The sequence below is a fragment of the Acinetobacter sp. YH12045 genome (assembly GCF_013419925.1).
Lineage (GTDB): Bacteria > Pseudomonadota > Gammaproteobacteria > Pseudomonadales > Moraxellaceae > Acinetobacter > Acinetobacter amyesii.
On record NZ_VOZE01000002.1, the window covers coordinates 75101 to 93776 of the forward strand.

At 38.6% G+C, this 18676-nt stretch carries 20 protein-coding genes; 11 read left to right on the forward strand and 9 right to left on the reverse strand.

The window, feature by feature from the left end; genetic code table 11:
- Window positions 1-21 precede the first annotated feature (21 nt).
- Window positions 22-504, forward strand: a complete 483-nt coding sequence (locus tag FTU02_RS04030; RefSeq protein WP_218956160.1) for a DUF2726 domain-containing protein — start codon at window positions 22-24, stop codon at window positions 502-504.
- A gap of 74 nt (window positions 505-578) precedes the next feature.
- Here the strand turns inward: FTU02_RS04030 and FTU02_RS04035 are convergent, their stop codons facing one another.
- The 4 genes from FTU02_RS04035 to FTU02_RS04050 form a co-directional block, all read right to left on the reverse strand.
- A complete protein-coding gene (locus FTU02_RS04035; protein ID WP_180155980.1) occupies window positions 579-839 on the reverse strand; it encodes a hypothetical protein in 261 nt (86 codons plus the stop codon).
- Between the two features lie 181 nt (window positions 840-1020).
- Window positions 1021-2481 (reverse strand): S9 family peptidase, encoded by a 1461-nt coding sequence (locus tag FTU02_RS04040; RefSeq protein WP_180155982.1) that lies wholly within the window; start codon window positions 2479-2481, stop codon window positions 1021-1023.
- Window positions 2482-2603: 122 nt separating this feature from the next.
- On the reverse strand, window positions 2604-3485 hold the full coding sequence (gene ubiA / locus FTU02_RS04045; RefSeq protein ID WP_078191899.1) for a 4-hydroxybenzoate octaprenyltransferase: 882 nt from the start codon (window positions 3483-3485) through the stop codon (window positions 2604-2606).
- 22 nt (window positions 3486-3507) lie between these two features.
- Complete coding sequence (locus FTU02_RS04050) at window positions 3508-3993, reverse strand: chorismate lyase (RefSeq protein ID WP_180155984.1); 486 nt, start codon at window positions 3991-3993, stop codon at window positions 3508-3510.
- Between the two features lie 203 nt (window positions 3994-4196).
- Between FTU02_RS04050 and FTU02_RS04055 the strand changes: the two genes are divergently transcribed.
- A complete protein-coding gene (locus FTU02_RS04055) occupies window positions 4197-5111 on the forward strand; it encodes a polysaccharide deacetylase family protein (protein WP_180155986.1) in 915 nt (304 codons plus the stop codon).
- 84 nt (window positions 5112-5195) lie between these two features.
- Here the strand turns inward: FTU02_RS04055 and FTU02_RS04060 are convergent, their stop codons facing one another.
- Both FTU02_RS04060 and glnA read right to left on the reverse strand, forming a co-directional pair.
- Window positions 5196-5474 carry a hypothetical protein gene (locus FTU02_RS04060; protein ID WP_180155988.1) on the reverse strand — a complete coding sequence of 93 codons (279 nt, stop codon included), beginning with the start codon at window positions 5472-5474 and terminating at the stop codon, window positions 5196-5198.
- 96 nt (window positions 5475-5570) lie between these two features.
- Complete coding sequence (gene glnA, locus FTU02_RS04065) at window positions 5571-6986, reverse strand: type I glutamate--ammonia ligase (RefSeq protein WP_171263711.1); 1416 nt, start codon at window positions 6984-6986, stop codon at window positions 5571-5573.
- 878 nt (window positions 6987-7864) lie between these two features.
- On the opposite strand from glnA, the gene FTU02_RS04070 reads away from it, so the two are divergent.
- From FTU02_RS04070 to FTU02_RS04110, 9 genes are all read left to right on the forward strand, one after another.
- Window positions 7865-8449: an aminodeoxychorismate/anthranilate synthase component II gene (locus FTU02_RS04070; RefSeq protein ID WP_078191967.1), complete on the forward strand. Its 585-nt coding sequence runs from the start codon at window positions 7865-7867 to the stop codon at window positions 8447-8449.
- Window positions 8450-8467: 18 nt separating this feature from the next.
- The gene (trpD, locus tag FTU02_RS04075) at window positions 8468-9514 is read left to right on the forward strand and encodes an anthranilate phosphoribosyltransferase (protein ID WP_168379163.1); all 1047 of its coding nucleotides are present in this window, start codon (window positions 8468-8470) and stop codon (window positions 9512-9514) included.
- 16 nt (window positions 9515-9530) lie between these two features.
- On the forward strand, window positions 9531-10337 hold the full coding sequence (gene trpC / locus FTU02_RS04080) for an indole-3-glycerol phosphate synthase TrpC (RefSeq protein ID WP_180128894.1): 807 nt from the start codon (window positions 9531-9533) through the stop codon (window positions 10335-10337).
- Window positions 10338-10659: 322 nt separating this feature from the next.
- Window positions 10660-11427, forward strand: coding sequence for a hypothetical protein (locus FTU02_RS04085; RefSeq protein ID WP_257232756.1), 768 nt, complete (start codon window positions 10660-10662; stop codon window positions 11425-11427).
- A 111-nt stretch (window positions 11428-11538) separates the two neighbouring features.
- Window positions 11539-12228, forward strand: coding sequence for a Smr/MutS family protein (locus FTU02_RS04090; protein ID WP_078191970.1), 690 nt, complete (start codon window positions 11539-11541; stop codon window positions 12226-12228).
- Between the two features lie 95 nt (window positions 12229-12323).
- Complete coding sequence (gene folE / locus FTU02_RS04095) at window positions 12324-12872, forward strand: GTP cyclohydrolase I FolE (protein ID WP_171262632.1); 549 nt, start codon at window positions 12324-12326, stop codon at window positions 12870-12872.
- 120 nt (window positions 12873-12992) lie between these two features.
- Entirely contained in the window at window positions 12993-13349 is a 357-nt protein-coding gene (locus FTU02_RS04100; RefSeq protein WP_180035550.1) for a cupin domain-containing protein, read from the forward strand.
- A gap of 248 nt (window positions 13350-13597) precedes the next feature.
- Window positions 13598-14047, forward strand: coding sequence for a hypothetical protein (locus FTU02_RS04105; RefSeq protein WP_180076861.1), 450 nt, complete (start codon window positions 13598-13600; stop codon window positions 14045-14047).
- 70 nt (window positions 14048-14117) lie between these two features.
- Window positions 14118-14669: a DUF4385 domain-containing protein gene (locus tag FTU02_RS04110; RefSeq protein ID WP_180155990.1), complete on the forward strand. Its 552-nt coding sequence runs from the start codon at window positions 14118-14120 to the stop codon at window positions 14667-14669.
- Between the two features lie 8 nt (window positions 14670-14677).
- Here the strand turns inward: FTU02_RS04110 and FTU02_RS04115 are convergent, their stop codons facing one another.
- From FTU02_RS04115 to FTU02_RS04125, 3 genes are all read right to left on the reverse strand, one after another.
- Complete coding sequence (locus tag FTU02_RS04115; protein ID WP_180155992.1) at window positions 14678-16069, reverse strand: diguanylate cyclase; 1392 nt, start codon at window positions 16067-16069, stop codon at window positions 14678-14680.
- A 106-nt stretch (window positions 16070-16175) separates the two neighbouring features.
- A complete protein-coding gene (locus FTU02_RS04120) occupies window positions 16176-18080 on the reverse strand; it encodes a DUF4105 domain-containing protein (RefSeq protein WP_180076858.1) in 1905 nt (634 codons plus the stop codon).
- 79 nt (window positions 18081-18159) lie between these two features.
- The gene (locus tag FTU02_RS04125; protein ID WP_078190276.1) at window positions 18160-18630 is read right to left on the reverse strand and encodes a DUF3015 family protein; all 471 of its coding nucleotides are present in this window, start codon (window positions 18628-18630) and stop codon (window positions 18160-18162) included.
- Window positions 18631-18676 lie beyond the last annotated feature (46 nt).

An 18676-nucleotide genomic window follows, 5' to 3' on the forward strand; every position in this document is an offset into this window, starting at 1 on the left:
AATTCTAAAAGCCCACGCATCATGACGTGGGCTTTTTTCATATATGTAGTTTATTCCGTGCCAAATCTCAGTCAGTTCATATTTTTTATTATTGGTTGCTTGGCAACTTTTGCCCTTGTCTGCTTAGTCTTTCCCAGACTGTTTAGAAAAAAACAAAAGTTTTTCCCACGTCGTGTAATCACTGCCTTTGAAAGTAAGATGTTTAATCGTTTAAATGAAGCATTTCCGGACTACCACATTTTAGCACAAGTGGCGTTTAGCGCACTGATCACCACTCAAAATTACAAAATCAGAAATAGATTTAATCGAAAAGTCACTGATTTTGTCATACTTGACCAAACTTATAATGTGCTTGTGATTATCGAACTTGATGACCCCAGTCATATAGGCAAAGAGCAAGAAGATGCTGAACGTGATGCAATGCTTGAAGAAGCTGGCTACCGTGTAATCCGCTACACCAGTATTCCAACAGTTCACACGCTCAGGCATGATGTAAATAAATAGTTTTAAATACCTAAAGCACAATCAAACATTGAATGAATGCGCATTGCATTCACATCCATAATGTAAGCAGAATTTTACTGAGCATTTAACCCTTGAGCAGCCAGCACTTCCGATACTGCTTGGTCAGCCTCAGCAGCCAAAGCCTCATCTTGTGCTTCTTTTGCTTTAATGCGCTCAATCATTTCAGCTTGTTGTTGCTTATATTTTTCTTGGTTTTTGGCATCACTATTGACTGCAAGAAAAGCCATACTGACCAAAAATATAGGAATCAATAGCCCAAGTGCCATCAGAATGATCATCTTTTTGGTATTGGGTTTTGGCTTAACTTCAGACATAACTATTCTTTCATATACATAAATAATTCGACGCCCAATATAGCAAAAAACAAAATTCGCTCAAGTCTTCATAACATTCTTTGCTTGAACTAACTGTGCCCCTCATTTTTAAGGATTGAATGATTTATAATCCAATATGCAAAAAAAGGAGACATGCTCCTTTTTTTATTATTGAAAAAACCTAGCTTGAAGCAGCTACCCCCTTACAATGTGGACTTTGGCTTGCATCTTTTTGCTCATTGGTTAAGACAATACCTGTACCTGCAGACATTTTAGCTTGAATAAATTCGACCGCTTGTGCATTTCTACAGATAATCGCCTGTGTATGACTTGCATTTGGCACAACGTCTAATTGATAACCTTCAGCATAATTTGCATCTGGGAAATACTTCTTCGCTTGTGTTTTCATATTTGCAAATAGCGCTTGCGTAACCACAGGAATAACTGCCTGATCATTTGCACCTTGAATAATATACACAGGCGCTTTAATTACTTTGGCAGCAGTTGCATTTGTCGCTGGCTGATTATCATTTAAAAATTTCTGAACAACAGGATCGGTATCAATTTTATTCAGATCAATTCCATACTGTGAAACTGTATGCGTTGGATCCTTTAAAAACTCAATCACAGCTGCTTTAAACTGTTCTTGCAAACCATTTGCGCCATTTGGATCAGCATAACTTAAACATGAACCGTCATCTCCTGTACGTCCATAGGCTTTTTCTGCAATAACACCAGCATCAGCAGTAAAAATATTTTTTAAATCATAATTTGGCTCATAGGCTTTAATACCCGAACTGGTCAATGCAGCATATGCCAAAAGCTCAGCATAGCCATCTGCAATTTGATCAATTAACGCCTGTGCTTGAACCTCAGAAAGCTGCCCCATACTAAGTGCATAACGCACTTGTGCCAACTGTTCATCCAATCTATTCAATCCATGGGGTTTAGGTTGACCGTTTGCATCAACATTTAGTTTTGGATCTAAATAAATCTTAATAATCGTGCCTAAACTCGACGCAGGTGCGGCTGCTACTGCACCTTTATAGTTAGTATCGGTATTCGCAAATTCCGCCGTGCCTAAGGATGCATGACCACCTTGCGATTGACCAATCGACATCCACTGACCATTGAGTTGCTTACCATAATGTTCTTTTGCCGCTTTAACTGCAGTAAGCGCCGAATTTGCCGCACTTGATAAATTAAGGTATGGATGAACTCCTTTGGTTCCTAAGCCTTCATAGTCTGGCGCCACAATTACATAACCTGCCGCCATAAGCGTGTTAGCTAGAATTTTAAAACGTGGATGAATTACATTTTTACTTGGCGCACACTCATCTCCTGCTCCGACTGTCCCATGCTCCCACACCACAACGCGATACCCATCTTTAGGTTGTGTAGCTTTTGGAAATAACACCAAGGCTGTTGCAGTCGCTGCTTTCCCCTGCACATTGGTCATGTTATAGGTCATGACTTTAATGGACGATGTATTGTCTACTGTATTGAAAGCATAATTTGCTTCAGACACAAATGTTGATTTTTGATTCGAAGATGATGAGTCATTATCATCGTCATTACACGCGGTTAAAGACAGCATAGAAACTGCAACTGTCAAAGCCAATGCTATTTTTGAACGTTTCATAAAATATCCTTTTTAATCATTATTCTTTACACATGAAACTACATGCCTTTTTATTAATGCATAAAAAAAAGCACCCGAATAGGATGCTTTAGTTCATTTTAAAAAGTTTCAGATCAATGACATTAAAGAGCCAATGCCATAAAAATTCCAATAAAAATCATAAACCCTACCCAACGGTTATGGCGAAACGCCCAAAAACATAACTGCGGATCACGGCCTTTGGTTTTAGTCCACTGGTAAATAAAATCGGCAGCCACAGCCAACATTGCAACTAAACCAAATGGCATCAAGAGATCTTCTAAATACAACGCAGAACCAATCAGTACAATGCTTAGCGCCTGTAATAAAGAAATGATTTCTATATCATATTTACCAAATAAAATCGCAGTTGATTTCACGCCAATTTTCAAATCATATTCACGGTCAGTAATGGCATATTGTGTGTCATATGCAACGGTCCACGCCAAATTACCAAAGTACAATAACCAGCAAGTCAAATCAGGTGTTTGCCCCACAGCGGTATAAGCCATAGGAATCGACCATGAAAATGCCGCGCCTAAAAATACTTGTGGCAGATGCGTGTAGCGTTTCATAAAGGGATAAATGAACGCTAAAAACAATGCACCAAAGGACCAATAAAAAGTTTCTATCGGTAAAAAGAACAACATACATGCGCTAGCAAGCACCAAGATCAAGAACACATATATAGCTTCTTTAGCACTAATCACCCCAGTGGCTAAAGGACGATGCTTGGTTCTTTCCACAGCACCATCGACTTTACGGTCAGCAAAGTCATTAATCGCACAACCTGCTGCACGCATAAATATCGTGCCTAAAATCATGGGAATCAAAATACTGAATTGCGGTGTTCCTTGATTGGCAATCCACAGTGCCCACATGGTTGGCCAAAAAACCAGTTCCGTGCCAATTGGCTTATCGAAGCGACATAAATAGTAATAAGCTTCTAAACGCTGCTGCCAAGTAATCTGTTGCACCACGGCCATGACTGTCCTTCATCTGGTAATATTATTTCTGCAAATATTGCTCAAAACTTTCTAAAAAAGTTTCCTGAACAATAAATTTACAACCATGCCAAGTATAACAGCTCTGACGTGTCCAACCATCGTCTAGCCACAGTACACGCCGCTCGCACTTCGGATTGGTCCGTTGAAATAAAAAATGTCCGATCGGTTTTTTACCAATATGCTGAAAAATCCGCGCACGCCCTTGTATACTGAGGATTGGAAATATACTTTTTGCTTTGACCCACGGCTCAGCTTCACAACCATATAAATAACTTTCACGTACCCAAGCTGTATGCTGTATTGGCGTTTGCAGCCACTGTGCATCTTGAAGCGTCATGCGTTGAAATTGCTCAATACTTGGCTCAACCTTAAATACGCCTTGGGCAAAATCTGTTAATTGTTGGGTTAATGAACCCGAAGCATACAACCATGTTTTTAATTCAGGAGGCATTCTTTTATCCCGCATTTCGCATGCTTGACGCTGCATATTTCATTTCCCTTATAAGCATTTGCTGAGTATAGCGAATCCCTAGTGTAACTAACTCAACATCGTTTTTCATGACCAATAGCTTGTTTTCAGTAAAATGAGCAAAACCAAAACAGCTTAAGCACTTCATTACATATGCAATCAACACAAACCTCACATACACAGTATGATGTCGTGGATAACCACTAAATTACACAAGCATAATGTTTCCATTTTACCCGCTACATGTTTTTATTTTTTTCGTTTTACTTTGTGCCAATATCACGGTTCAAGCAAAATCTATTGCACTCAGTTTTGATGATGGATTAAATCCAGCGTTTAACGCACAAGCGGAACAAATCAATGCTCAAATTTTAAAGCATCTGCATGATCAAAAAATCAAAAGTATTGTTTTTCCGAGCCTGATTAAAATTGGTGATTATCAAGGTAAGCAACTAATTCAAGCGTGGGGACAATCCGGCCATCTGATTGGCAATCATAGTGCACTGCACCAAAACCTGAATAAAGAAAATGTCACATTAAAAGATTATCTGCACAGCATTGAACAGGCGGATACAGTGCTAAAAACGCTGCCGAATTACACACGTATTTACCGGTATCCTTTTTTAAAAGAAGGTAATAGCGCTAAAAAGCGTGATGCTGTCTATCTATGGCTAGCACAGCATAAATACCGCATTGGCGGAGTCAGTATAGATGCCAGTGACTGGTTTTATAACCAAAAATATCTCGACTATGCCAAACAGCAAGATCAGGACAAATTAGAACGTCTGAAACAAGCATATATTGCTCACCTGCTTCACCGAGCAGATTATTATGACCAACTTGCCCAGCCCACCATAAATCGTTCGCCACAGCATGTTTTACTTTTACATGTGAATGCTATTAATGCCGCATTTTTAAAGGATGTCATTACTGCTTTTCAGCAGCATGGCTGGACTTTTATTTCAGCAGCAGACGCCCTGCAAGATCCCTTATATACGCAGCACAGCCAAAATATCCCTGCGGGTGAAAGTGTAATTTGGTCCATTGCCAAAACCAAAGGATTAGAAAACTTACGCTACCCCGCCGAAGATGCGCCTTATGAAATCGATAATCTAAAACAGCATGGTTTGCAATGACGGTTGGTGAATTACTGGATATTCAATAAAAATGACCTGTTGTGTTGCAGGTCATTTTTTTCAATTCAATATTATCGTGTTAAATTAAAAGTTATCTGTCTTGGCAATGGCTTCAAACTTGCCTTGCGGCGTTTTTATTAAAACCAGCCCTTCGGTGGTAATATAAAAACTTTCAGGGTATTCAAACTCCAATGCTAGCTCTGGGTTTTTCAGTTCGACAAATTCAGCCTGCTTATAACCTTCAAAGGTCCGCCCCACTTCCAAATAAGTCACTTCTGAGAAGTTGAGTTTAAATCCCTTTGCTTGATCCGCTGGATCAATCCAAGGAAAAAAACCGGTATGTTTTTTACGTGGTTTTGCCATGTTTAGATATTCATTCAACTCTTTGCTTTATCTTAACCCATCTCATAAAAAAACCCGCACAAGGCGGGTCTTTTTACAGTGAAATTCTGTACAGAATTACAAGCTGTAGTACATGTCGAATTCAACTGGGTGAGTAGTCGTGTTAAGACGACGAACTTCTTCAGTTTTAAGTTCGATGTAGGCATCAAGCATTTCTTTAGTGAACACGCCACCTTTAAGAAGGTAATCATGGTCAGCTGCAAGAGCTTCAAGCGCCATATCTAAGCTATGAGCCACTGTAGGGATTTTAGCTTCTTCTTCAGGAGGAAGGTCGTACAAGTTCTTGTCAGCAGCTTCACCTGGGTGGATCTTGTTTTGGATACCGTCAAGACCAGCCATAAGAAGTGCAGCGAAACCTAAGTACGGGTTCATCATTGGATCAGGGAAACGTGCTTCGATACGTTTGCCTTTAGGGCTAGAAACATAAGGAATACGAATAGAAGCTGAACGGTTACGTGCTGAGTAAGCAAGCATAATCGGTGCTTCGAAATGTGGAACTAAACGTTTGTACGAGTTAGTTGATGGGTTTGTGATTGCGTTCAATGAACGAGCGTGTTTGATCACACCACCAATGAAGTACAACGCCATTTCTGAAAGACCAGCGTATTCATCACCAGCAAACAAGTTCTTGCCGTCTTTAGAGATCGACATGTGAACGTGCATACCAGAACCGTTATCGCCAACCATTGGTTTAGGCATAAACGTAGCAGTTTTAGCATATTGGTGAGCAACGTTCCAAACCGCATATTTGAACTGTTGAACTTCGTCCGCTTTACGAACCATAGTGTTGAAGCTTACACCGATTTCAAGCTGGCAAGATGCAACTTCGTGGTGATGTACTTCTACACGACCTGGGCCCATGATGTCTTCGATTTTTGCACACATATCTGCACGCATATCTTGTGAAGAATCAACAGGAGGAACTGGGAAGTAACCACCTTTCACACGTGGACGGTGACCAGAGTTACCCGCTTCGTAATCTTTACCAGTAGACCAAGCAGCTTCTTCAGCGATTAATGTGTGGCGCGCGCCAGACATATCGATGTCCCATTTTACTTCGTCAAATACGAAGAATTCTGGTTCTGGACCAAAATAAGCAGTATCACCGATACCAGTTGATTTTAGGTATTCTTCCGCACGGCGAGCAATAGAGCGTGGGTCACGTTCATAACCTTGACCAGTTGAAGGTTCGATAACATCACAAGTCACAACAACTGTAGCTTCTGCAAAGAACGGGTCGATAAAACAAGTTTCTGCATCTGGACGTAAGATCATGTCAGATGCTTCAATGCCTTTCCAACCAGCAATTGAAGAACCATCAAACATTTTGCCATCTTCAAACGTATCTTCGTCGATTGAATCTGCTGGGTAAGTTACGTGTTGTTCTTTACCCTTAGTATCAGTAAAGCGAAAATCGACCCATTTTGCGCCACTTTCTTGGATGAGTTGAAGGACCTTGTTCGCCATGCTCATTTTGCTCCGATGATTTTTTTGTGCACACTGAAGTGCGTGTTAGTAGTTGGTAGTTATTAAGCAATTACCGTACCAACTTTTAAAAGCCAAGCTAAAATATTGAATTCCTTATCAGAATAGAAGATTTTAGCTCCTAGCTTTTCGACTATTATACTGTGTGTAACAGTAAATGCACCATATTCAGCCACTCTTCATCACTTTTGTTTAAAAACTTCTCGCAGGTGTATCAAAATAGTGCAACTTGGTTTTGCACCAAAATGATTAATCGCTTTCAACGATAAAATCATTGAGATTTTATCAAAGCTTTAAGGTCGAATTTAAATACGATAGAAACTAATGGCTTAGCTAGTTATAAATGGAAAAATACTGGCGTAATAACTGAATTAATGATCGATATCTAGGTTTTTTGAGCCCGTAAAGTACCCATTTTTCGACGTTAATTTAATCATTTTGTTTTAATTTTAATCAATTTACCTTTACATTAATTGTGCTCCATTTTGGTGATTTTGCTTCAAAACGGTTCAAATTTTTCCATCTAGAGCCTGAATTGCTATTTTTAACGACATCAAGCAGATCTTTTTAAAATATCAATTGAACATATTTTACCCACTTAAATTCAGCCTAATGTCTTGTTCAAATTAAATCCCAAATTTATAAGTCGAAAATTTATTGAAATGATTTCAGTTGCGATGAACTTTGGCGAAATTGTTCAGCAGAAATTGAATAATATTTGCTATGATTGGCTGCATTCTAAATATTTCACTATTTTTCTATTTAAAATATCCACACGATATTTGGGTCAATATACAACTATTTAGAATCATTTCGGACTATTCAAAGCACATTTAAGTGCATAAATTTCAAAGGTTAATACGCTCATGCTTTTGATGATCGACAATTATGACTCTTTTACCTACAACATCGTCCAATATTTTGGCGAGTTAAATCAGGAAGTAAAAGTTGTACGTAACGATGCCGTGACATTGGAAGATATCGAGCGATGGCAACCGAAGTATTTAGTCATTGGTCCTGGCCCTTGTTCGCCAAGTGAAGCAGGTATTTCAATTCCTGCGATTCAACACTTTGCGGGAAAAATTCCTTTACTGGGTGTGTGTTTAGGCCACCAAGCCATAGGACAAGCTTTTGGCGGCGATATTATTCGCGCTAAAAAAGTGATGCACGGTCGTTTATCTGACATGTATCACAGCGATCAAGGCATTTTCAGCAACCTCCCTTCTCCATTTGCCGCTACTCGCTATCACTCTTTGGTGATTAATCAAGCGACTTTGCCAGAATGTTTAGAAGTGACCTGCTGGACCAATGAAGAAGATGGCACGATGGAAGAAATCATGGGAGTCAAACATAAGACATTGCCTGTCGAAGGCGTGCAGTTTCACCCTGAATCGATTCTTAGTGAACATGGCCATCAAATCTTTAAAAACTTCTTAGAAATTTACGCATAATCGAGTGCAAAAAATATTATGAATATTCAACAAGCTTTAAATAACATCACGAAAAATATTGAACTCACTCAACCTCAAATGGAAGAAGTGATGCGCACCATCATGCAAGGTGAAGCAACCGATGCTCAAATTGGCGCACTGATGATGGGCTTACGCCAAAAAGGTGAAAGTATTGATGAAATCACTGCCGCAGCACGTGTAATGCGTGAATTTGCGATCAAAATTGATGTCAGTGATCTGCCACATTTGGTGGATATCGTTGGTACAGGTGGTGATGGTCAAAACTTATTTAACGTCTCTACTGCGTCTAGTTTTGTTATTGCAGCAGCAGGTGCAACTATTGCTAAACATGGTGGTCGTGGTGTTTCATCAAAATCAGGCTCTTCTGATCTTTTAGAACAAGCAGGAATTAACCTTGACCTGAACATGCAGCAAACTGAACGTTGTATTCGTGAAATGGGCGTGGGTTTCCTCTTTGCACCTAATCATCATAAAGCCATGAAATATGCTGCTGGTCCACGTAAAGAATTGGGCTTCCGTAGTATTTTCAACCTACTTGGCCCGCTTACGAATCCGGCCGGCGTAAAACGTTTTGTGATTGGAGTTTTCTCTACAGAATTATGTCGTCCTATGGCTGAAGTTTTAAAACAACTCGGTGCAGAACATGTCTTGGTGGTGCATTCAAAAGACGGTTTAGATGAAATTAGCCTTGCATCAAGTACTTATGTTGCTGAACTCAAAGATGGCGAAGTCACTGAATGGGAAATTCAGCCGGAAGCTGTAGATATCGAGTCGCAAACCTTAACGGGTCTATCTGTAGATAGTGCTGCTGAAAGTCTAAAATTGATCAAAGATGCTTTAGGTAAAAACAAATCTGCACTCGGTGATAAAGCCGCGAATATGATTGCCCTAAATGCAGGCGCAGGCATTTATGTTTCAGGCTTAACCAAAAGCTATAAACAAGGTGTTGCATTAGCACATGACATTATCTATGGCGGTCAAGCACTAGAGAAAATGGGCATTTTGTCTGAATTTACTAAAACTTTAAAAGAATACGAAGCTTAAGATTAGGACTCAAATCATGGTAGATATCGCCAATACAATTTTAGGTAAAATTGTTGACCGTAAAAAAGAAGAATTTGCAGCCCGTCTTAAACAACGTAGCTATAAAGATGTCGAAGAGCTAGCTCAAGCAGCTACACCTGTTCGAGGTTTTGCACAAAACCTCGGCTCTAAACGTCCGGGGGTGATTGCTGAAATTAAAAAGGCATCACCATCGAAAGGCATCATTCGTGAAAACTTTAACCCTGCTGAAATTGCGCAGCAGTATCAAGATGCTGGTGCGGCATGTTTGTCTGTTCTCACCGATGTAGATTTTTTCCAAGGTGCCGATGAAAACATTCAGATTGCACGTACGAACTGTGACTTACCTGCGCTTCGTAAAGATTTTTTAATTGACCCTTATGGTGTAATTGAAGCACGCGCTTTACATGCGGACTGTATTTTATTAATCGTGGCTTGTTTGTCTGATCAACAACTCGAAGAAATGTCGAAAACTGCTTTTGAGCACAATCTCGACGTGTTGGTTGAAGTACATGACGAAGAAGAACTTGAGCGTGCAATGCGTCTTTCTGACAACTGTCTACTAGGCGTCAATAACCGTAATTTAAAAACCTTTGATGTTGACCTCAACACATCATTACGTTTGAAGAAGTTACTTGAGCCTTCTCGCCTACTTGTGACAGAAAGCGGTATTGCAACACCTGCGGATGTTGCCATGATGCAAGAACATGACATTCATGCCTTCTTGGTCGGTGAAAGTTTTATGAAGCAGCCACGCCCTGATCAGGCGTTTAAGGAGCTGTTTGGTGTGCCTGATAAAATATAAATGAAATATGTAGGGTGAGTTCGCTCACCCTTTTTCTACTTTGCATCCATATTAAAAAAATTACACATCTTTTTTATAATTTTTATTCAATTGAGAATTAAAAATAATGAAGTCGATTATTTCTTCTACTCTTCTATTCATTTCATTAATCTTGGTTTCACTACACCAGATAAGTTGGGCAAAAAATATAACTCTTTATACTGGCTCACCGTATCATATTGACCAAAATCATATCCTCTACTTTAATATTTCCACTATGCCCGAAGGCATCATTGCTGCGTAGATTGACCTAAATCAAATTTTTCCAAATATAAATACTAACGTGCTAAAGGGCAAAAATTATGATTTCAATAATAATCAAATTGAAATCATTAGTTATCAAGGCTTACCAATAGTCATTAATTACTCAATCAATACTAAAAACAAGAATATTGAAAATTCAACCTATTTTTCTATGTCTAAAGGACATAAAAATTCTTTATCAAAACCAATCAATATTAAATCTCACCCTATTTCCATGGAAAAATTAAATCATTTTGAACAGATTTTTTATAAAGATATCCCTCATTTATTGAAAAAGAATTTAGCTGATGAGCCATATTTAATAAATATATTCATGTTCCATGCAGCAATAAATGATTTTGATGATATGAATGATTTTTTCCAAAATGCTATAAAGAACCTGACACAGAAAAATGATATTGATAATTATGAAAAAGCCAAAAATTTGTATCTTGAATATTTAAATTTTGGTGAAAACAATGAATTTTATGATACCACCTTAATTATGGCGGCTATCGAGCACACAGATATTTCTTTCATTAAAAAAATGAAGCTGAGAAAAATAAATGAACTTGTAGTAGATGAAGTTGAACCACAAACATATTATTTCACTAGATGCTCCCCATTAGGTAAAGCTATCCGCCTAAATCAATATCAGATAATTTCTTATTTACTTGAAAAAGGCGCTTCAACCGAAATCGTGTGTATTTCTAAATTTAATGAAGAACAATCAGCATTAGCTCTTGCAGAACAATATAAAAATAAAAAAGTTATTAAATTAATTAATTCAACTTTGAAGCCCAAATAGGACTTGTAATAAATTAAGAGATCTTCTTTATATAAAGTCTTTCCAGTTCAAATCAGTGCCATTTAAGGCTATAATTGCACTAAATTTTTGTATATTTCCCGTTTTTTCATTATGAGCAAACACGATTCTTCGCTTTCAAAAGATCAGTACAACCTACTGAAATCTTTTAAAAAGCAAATTACGAATCCACATTCCTCAACGATTGCTAAACAGCCTGAGCCAACGCCAAAGACTGTTGAACAAGAGCAGGAAGAAGACTTCGCGCTTTTCCAAAAGCAAATGCAAGGTGTTCAAAAAATGAATGCAGGAAATATTGCAAAAATGGAAAAAGTGGGTCGTAAAAAACCTGATGCGCAAACGTTGGCTAAACGTGCTGCTGCAATTGGTCCTATGGAAACAGATGATGCATTACTTTCTGATACGCAAGCGATGCTCAACCCTGTTGCCAGTCAAGCTGCTTTAAGCTATCGCATTGCAACCTTACAACATAAAGTTTTTGAAGATTTGAAAGCTGGTAATCTACGTTGGTTTGAAGCTGTCGACTTACACGGTTGCACTGTTGAAGAAGCCCGTTCTGCCGTGCTGCAAATTATTCAAATGGCGAAAGATGACAATCAAAACGTCATTAAAATTGTGCATGGCAAAGGTCCAGAAGCAATTTTAAAAACTTATGTAAATAGTTGGTTACGTCAACATCGTGATGTATTGGCATTTGTGAGCGCCCCAGAAAAACAAGGCGGCACAGGTGCTGTCCTGGTTCTGCTTAAACGTGCAGAAAAAAACCCACAGTTTAAACAATAATCGGATTTAACTCCAAAAGAAGGCATTGTAATAGTTTTCTGCTACAATGCCGTCCTTGTTCAATCTCTCAGTGTAAGTGAACACGTCTTATGTCTATGCAGCAATCCTACGCAAATATCCTAACTGCCGTTGGTGAAGATCTGAATCGCCCGGGTCTTAAAGATACGCCTATGCGTGCTGCTAAAGCTTTTTCATATCTTACTTCTGGTTATAGCCAGACACTTGAAGAAGTGACCAACAATGCGGTTTTCCCATCAGATAACCGTGAAATGGTCTTAGTTAAGAATATCGAATTCTATTCTTTGTGTGAGCACCATTTATTACCTTTTTATGGTCGCGTACATATTGCTTATCTCCCAGAAGGCAATGTTTTAGGTTTATCAAAATTCGCACGTATTACAGAAATGTTTGCCCGTCGCTTACAAATTCAGGAAAACCTCACTCAGCAGATTGCTGAAGCAGTGGCTGAAGTGACTGGTGCACGTGGTGTTGCTGTGGTGATTGATTCAGCTCACATGTGCATGATGATGCGTGGTGTAGGTAAACAAGAGTCTACAACACGTACCGTTTCTTTTGTCGGTGACTTTAAAACCAATAAAGAAGAACGTCGTGAATTTTTAAGTGCAGTTCCAGAAAGCTATTAATAGAACATTCAGCGTTAGCACTCATAAAAAAAGCCTCGAGCTCTTGAGGCTTTTTTTATTTGTGTTTTAATGTCGAAAATCGTTTGCTTTGATAGCAAAGCACTATTTTCAGGATGAATCATGTCAGATGTATATATTGCCGGTCAGGGTTTAGCACAAGCCGAACACAGCATAGACTTCCCTCGCCCAGACCGTTTGGTTCAAGGCAATCCTAAACGTGAAACCGCAAGCCTGTATGTACACCCCAATATGGACTGCGGGATCTGGCAATGTGAAGTTGGTGCATGGAATATTGTCTTTGCACCGAACAAACAAGAGTTTTTTACAATCCTTGAAGGTTTAGTACGTATTCATGATCAACAAGGCGGATATATCGAAGTTTCTGCTGGCCATGCGGGCATTATTCCCCCATCGTTTCAGGGCAAGTTTGAAGTTGTCGAAGCCGTCAAAAAATACTATGTGGTTGTAGAAGTTTAATCGCCCAAAATATTTATTTTGAAAAAATATCTTTTAAAAATATTGTTTGTAACCGTGCTGTAAGACTTGTAACTCAAAACTACAGCATAAAATTGATATCAATTACTTAATGTATTTCTGTTCATAAATTAAACATTTCATAACATGATTTCCCCCCCATATTCAAGATTAGTCCGTACATTGAAAACAAGATGAATCCTTTAGATTCATTGCTATTTTCTTTTTTTTACTAACTAAGGGTGATCACTATGGTAGCCGCAAAAAAGACAACTGAAAAAGATGAGAAAAAGACAGCGAAAACTACGGCAAAAACTGCAAAAAAGAATGAGGATAAAGTAAAAAAATCAGCTAAAGCATCGAGTAAAGATTCAAACAAAGCAACAAAGAAAACTGCTGAAAAAAAATCTAAGGACAGCACTTCTAAAAAAGAAGCTGCAACTAAAGATGAAAAAGTAAAAGCTAAAAAATCTGCGTCAACTAAAAGTTCGCCGAAATCTAAAGCTGACAAAAAAGAGGCCCCTAAAAAAGCCAGCACATCAAAAACAAGCACTAAGGTTAAAGAGGAAAAGCCAAAAGCTGAGAAGAAAACAACCAAAAAATCTTCAACAGCAAAGAAAACGGATGCTAAGGCAAGCAAGTCTAAGGGAGAAAAACCCAAGACGACCAAAGCCAAATCCACCAGCAAAAAGACAAAATAAAAAGTAGCCCCAACTGGGGCTACTTTTTTAGCTTAAGCTTGAAATAGAGTAAGGTTGTAATGGAGTGAATATGAATAATAAATCCATCCCCACACCTAAGCGTGTATCACGCGTTCATTCCAATAGTTTTGATTACAGTTTAGATTTTAAAAAGATAAATTTTCGCGAACACCCTGAACTTTATAGAATTGGACGTGGTGAACAAGGTGTATTACTCGTAGAGCCTTATAAATCTGAAATTTTGCCTTATTGGCGATTTGCTAATGAAGAAAAAGCCATCGAAAGCAGTACCAAAATTTGGCAACTTTTTGAAGAGTATTTAGACGCTGAAGATTTTGTCGGTGCAGATATGGCACGTAAATTTTTGCAGATGGGTTTTACACGTGCACGTCGCTATGCCAACCATAAAGGTGGAAAAAAATATGAGGGTCCTCTCCCTAATGATAAAAAGGGATTAAGTGGTGCACATGGACGCGAAGAGCTTCCAAGACAAAAAGAGGATCCCGTCAAAGCTGCTGCTGTACGAGTATTTAAACAAAAATGGGATGAAGCTAAAGTTCATCCCAAGTATGTAGAGCAAAAAGCAAAATTTTTAGATTTTCTACAAAGCAAAATTAAGTGAATATCCATTTAGGATGAAGATGATGTTGTTTGCTGATCAGTTTTAGCAACGTAAATACGGTTACGACCTGTATTCTTGGCAGCATAGAGTGCCATATCGGCAGCATCTAGTAAACGTTGATAGTCAGGATGACCGTTATACTGCACACAACCAACGCTAACAGTTAAACTAAATTGCTGACCTTGTACTGTTCGGATCACTCCGTTTTCAATATATTGGCGAATATTTTCTGCAACTTTCATCGCACGGTTTACATTGGTGTCCACCAAGAGTAACAAGAACTCTTCGCCACCAATACGGAATGCATAATCGCTACCTTGGCTGTAACGCTGCAAAGCTTCGGCAATAAATTTCAGTGCAAGATCACCTGCCGCATGACCAAACTTATCGTTGATCATTTTAAAGTAATCCGCGTCAAAGGCTAGCAAAGACAAAGGCGTTTGATTTTGACGTGCAAAAGTAATTTCACGTGAAATAATAGTACTAAGATAACGACGGTTTAGGAGTTGCGTCAAAGAATCATTGCCTGACTCAATATATTCAGCCACCTGAAATAATTGATCGACTAAATGCTGAATTTCACGATTTAAGTCTCGAATCTGTTGAATCAAATGTTGCAGTTGATCTTTATCCGTTATTTGTGTGGTTTGCTGCGTTAGCTCATCCACTTGATAAATTCGATCAATAATTAATTGAACCTGATCTGAACCCGAAAAAGCATATGCCGCTTTATGAATAAACCACAATCCAAATTCTGATTTTGAAAGTAAGGAATGATAAAAACTGACATTTCCCGAAAAGATTTTAAACATCAATTCATTTTCCCAATTGAGCAATGAACCACGTTGTTTATCTTTATGCACTGCAACATCTTGCATCGCTGAAAATAAGCGATAATTATGCTTGGTTTCTTGCTTTTTTTCCGTATTGATCTCATAAGATCGGCACATAATTTCAGTGCTAAATCCCATAATTTGCACAATATAACTGCAGATATGGAAAATATTTTGAGTTTGGTTTAGCTCTAAAATTTCAAATATTTTACGTTCTATTTCACGTACACCACGCATAATCAACCATGACGGAATGCCGACACGCGCATGCACCATTCCAACTTTTTGCTGCCTTTTAACCGAAATTTCAAAATCATTATTGAGTGCAACATTAAATGTTTCTAATAACCATTTTCTTAAGGTGTCGATGAGTCTTTTTTGAATGATATCGTCTTTAAAAAACTCAGCCGATTCTGGCTCTCTCGACATTTGTTCATAAAAAACAGTAACTAAATGCTCAACATGCTTCTGGATAAATTGCAAAGCTGCAAGATGTTCATTTTCAGTATATTGATCACAAATATCTTTCCAAGTCTGACTTAGACCTGTAATACATTCTTGATTCATTCGGTGACACAAACCACAGCGATTACAAAGCTAGCAATCATACCTTGCTTTACTTACATAAAAAAACAAATTTATTTGATATTTCACATTTTATCTATCTTAAAAATTAATAGAAAAATACATAACTCAATTTCATTTTATTCCAATCTTGATCATCTTGTTGCTGGTATTCGTATCCTAGTCTTAAGGCATGTTGTTGGGTTACGATATATTGTAATTCAGCATCGAGTTTCAGATTCCATTGATGTGTATCTTCCCAATACGGAAGCTCTGCCTGAACCAAACTGTTGAGTTTTTCTGACCAAATATTTTGGCAACCCAGTGTCGGCCCAAGGCCCACTCGCCATCCCTGATCAAGTGACTTACCGCCCTGCACCTGCATTTGAGACTGCACATAACACAAATGTGTACGTTCCTGATTGGCCCAGCTATATCCAGATTGCGCTTTTAATTCAGCTACGCCATGTTGTTTCGTTTCGCTAAATTGACCTGCATCTACAGACACTTGCTGCCAACCAAAATTAAAACCCCAGCTTAGCGGTGTTTTAAATGGCGTGATCGGATTGTAGGAGTTGACCGATAAAAAATCAAAATGATTGAGTTTAAGTTGGTCGTCTCGATATTGGATCGAGCCATCCCAAAACATCAACTGCGTACCAATCCGAAAGCCACCTTGCGGATCGATCAAATCATGATAAGCCTGACGATGACCGAGTTCGATATATTTTTCACCTTGAACTTCGCCTACTGTAGCTGAAAAATTTCGCGCATGATGTCCATTGACTGGGTCTAGACTTGGCTGCTTAGGATCAGTCCGTTGTTTTGGTTGCGAAGATTGACTACGTAAGGCCAAGATTTGACGTAATTTAGGCTGTGTTTCTTCCGCACTCACCTTTCTCCCAATCAGTAATAAATACAGATGGTCATACGCCATTTCTAATATTTTCGCTTGCTCTACTTCATTAAACTGAGCGAGTGCTGTCGACATGTTCTCAGGTTCAATTTCAGCGAGCTTATGCGCTTCGCGTGCTAAACGATATCCATGTTGCTGCGCTTGTGACAAAAGCTGCGTTTCTAATGCAGGACGATAAAACGCTGCTTGAATCAGTTGTTCATCATTGATCGCTTTGATCGTCTCAACGGGAATGGAAGCGACTTTAAATTTCTGGGTTAAATTCAGTGTCGGGCGAACCAAATCCATTAAGCCCAATAATCGATATGCACAGTTATCGCTGGCAAAATAATAGGGAAAACTGACATTTTGCATTTCCCAAATATGTTTAACCAAATAACTGGTTTCTTGCTCGGTCAGTGCTAGCTCATATTCCCACAAATCACGACTTTCAAAATCACCATATTCTTTCACTTTACGGTAGTACGGCATCAATGAATATTCACCAGGATATTGCCCTGTTAAGCCTTTCCATGCATAAGACCAGTTATCTTCACCTGCAACTGTCGCTGCATAGTTAATGGCATAGGACACCAAATTTAGTTCTTTTTGATCTTTCGGATCGAGACGCAATAAGGTATGTCCAAACATAGAACTTGGATTACCCATAAAGTCTGTGGCGTAGATTAATGTTGCTTTATACGGCTTAATTTTTCCAAACCATTCATCAAACTCAGGGCAGCTCACCACAGGTAACTGCTCTGAACGGATGGATAACTCTTGCATCAGCCACTGACTACGCGCAGGGAAACGACAACGAAAGGCTTGATTAGGTTCGGCGGTTTGAAATAGTGCAGCGACATCTGCCTCTAATTCGGCTTGGGCATTTTGACGGCCATTTTCAGCTAGAAAGTAACCTGAAAAAGCAACTTCACTTTGTCCTTTATGATCTGTATATAAAAGTCGTTGCCAACTGATGTGTTCAGACAGTTTTTTTGATTGTGCAAGTTCAATATATCGCTGTAACTCTACGGTTTTAGAAGGAGTAGAATCTACAACTTGCTGAGCATATATGATACTCGGAATCATAAAAGTACAAAATAAAGCAATTGATTTCATTCAGTTATATTCAAATCCATTTTTATATATTTTAGATAATAAAAAACCCTGCCGAGAGACAGGGTTTTGAAAGCATCGATTAAACGTATGCTTTAAGTACTTCGTCTTTTGCCATTACACTTTGTAATGAAGCAAGTACTTGTAGAGAAGACTGGTTTTCAGCTGAATAGATTTCAGCAAAATTTGCTTTAGACACAGCAAAGAAACGTGCTTTATCTGTTGATTGGATGTTTAAAAGCTCAGCCAAAACATTCAGGCTCTCACCTTGACCAACCGCCATATCACGTGCAAGTGATTCAGCATTTTCATTGGTAAATGTTACCGCTTGAGCAGTCACTGTACCTGTACCGCTACAACCTAAAGTACCAAAGGTAATACCAAGTAACTGGTTAGTAAAAATACCGTTGGTAGTCGCAGCTAAAATTTTAGGAATTTTACCTGATTGACCAGCCCAAACTTGAGAACCAACACCACAACCTACGTCACGGTCAGCAAAAGCAGCTGTAGAACCTAGTGCAACGACTGCAACTAAAGCTAATTTTTTTAACATAGCACTTCTCCAGGGAATTTTATTCCATTGTTTTTAATTATTAAAA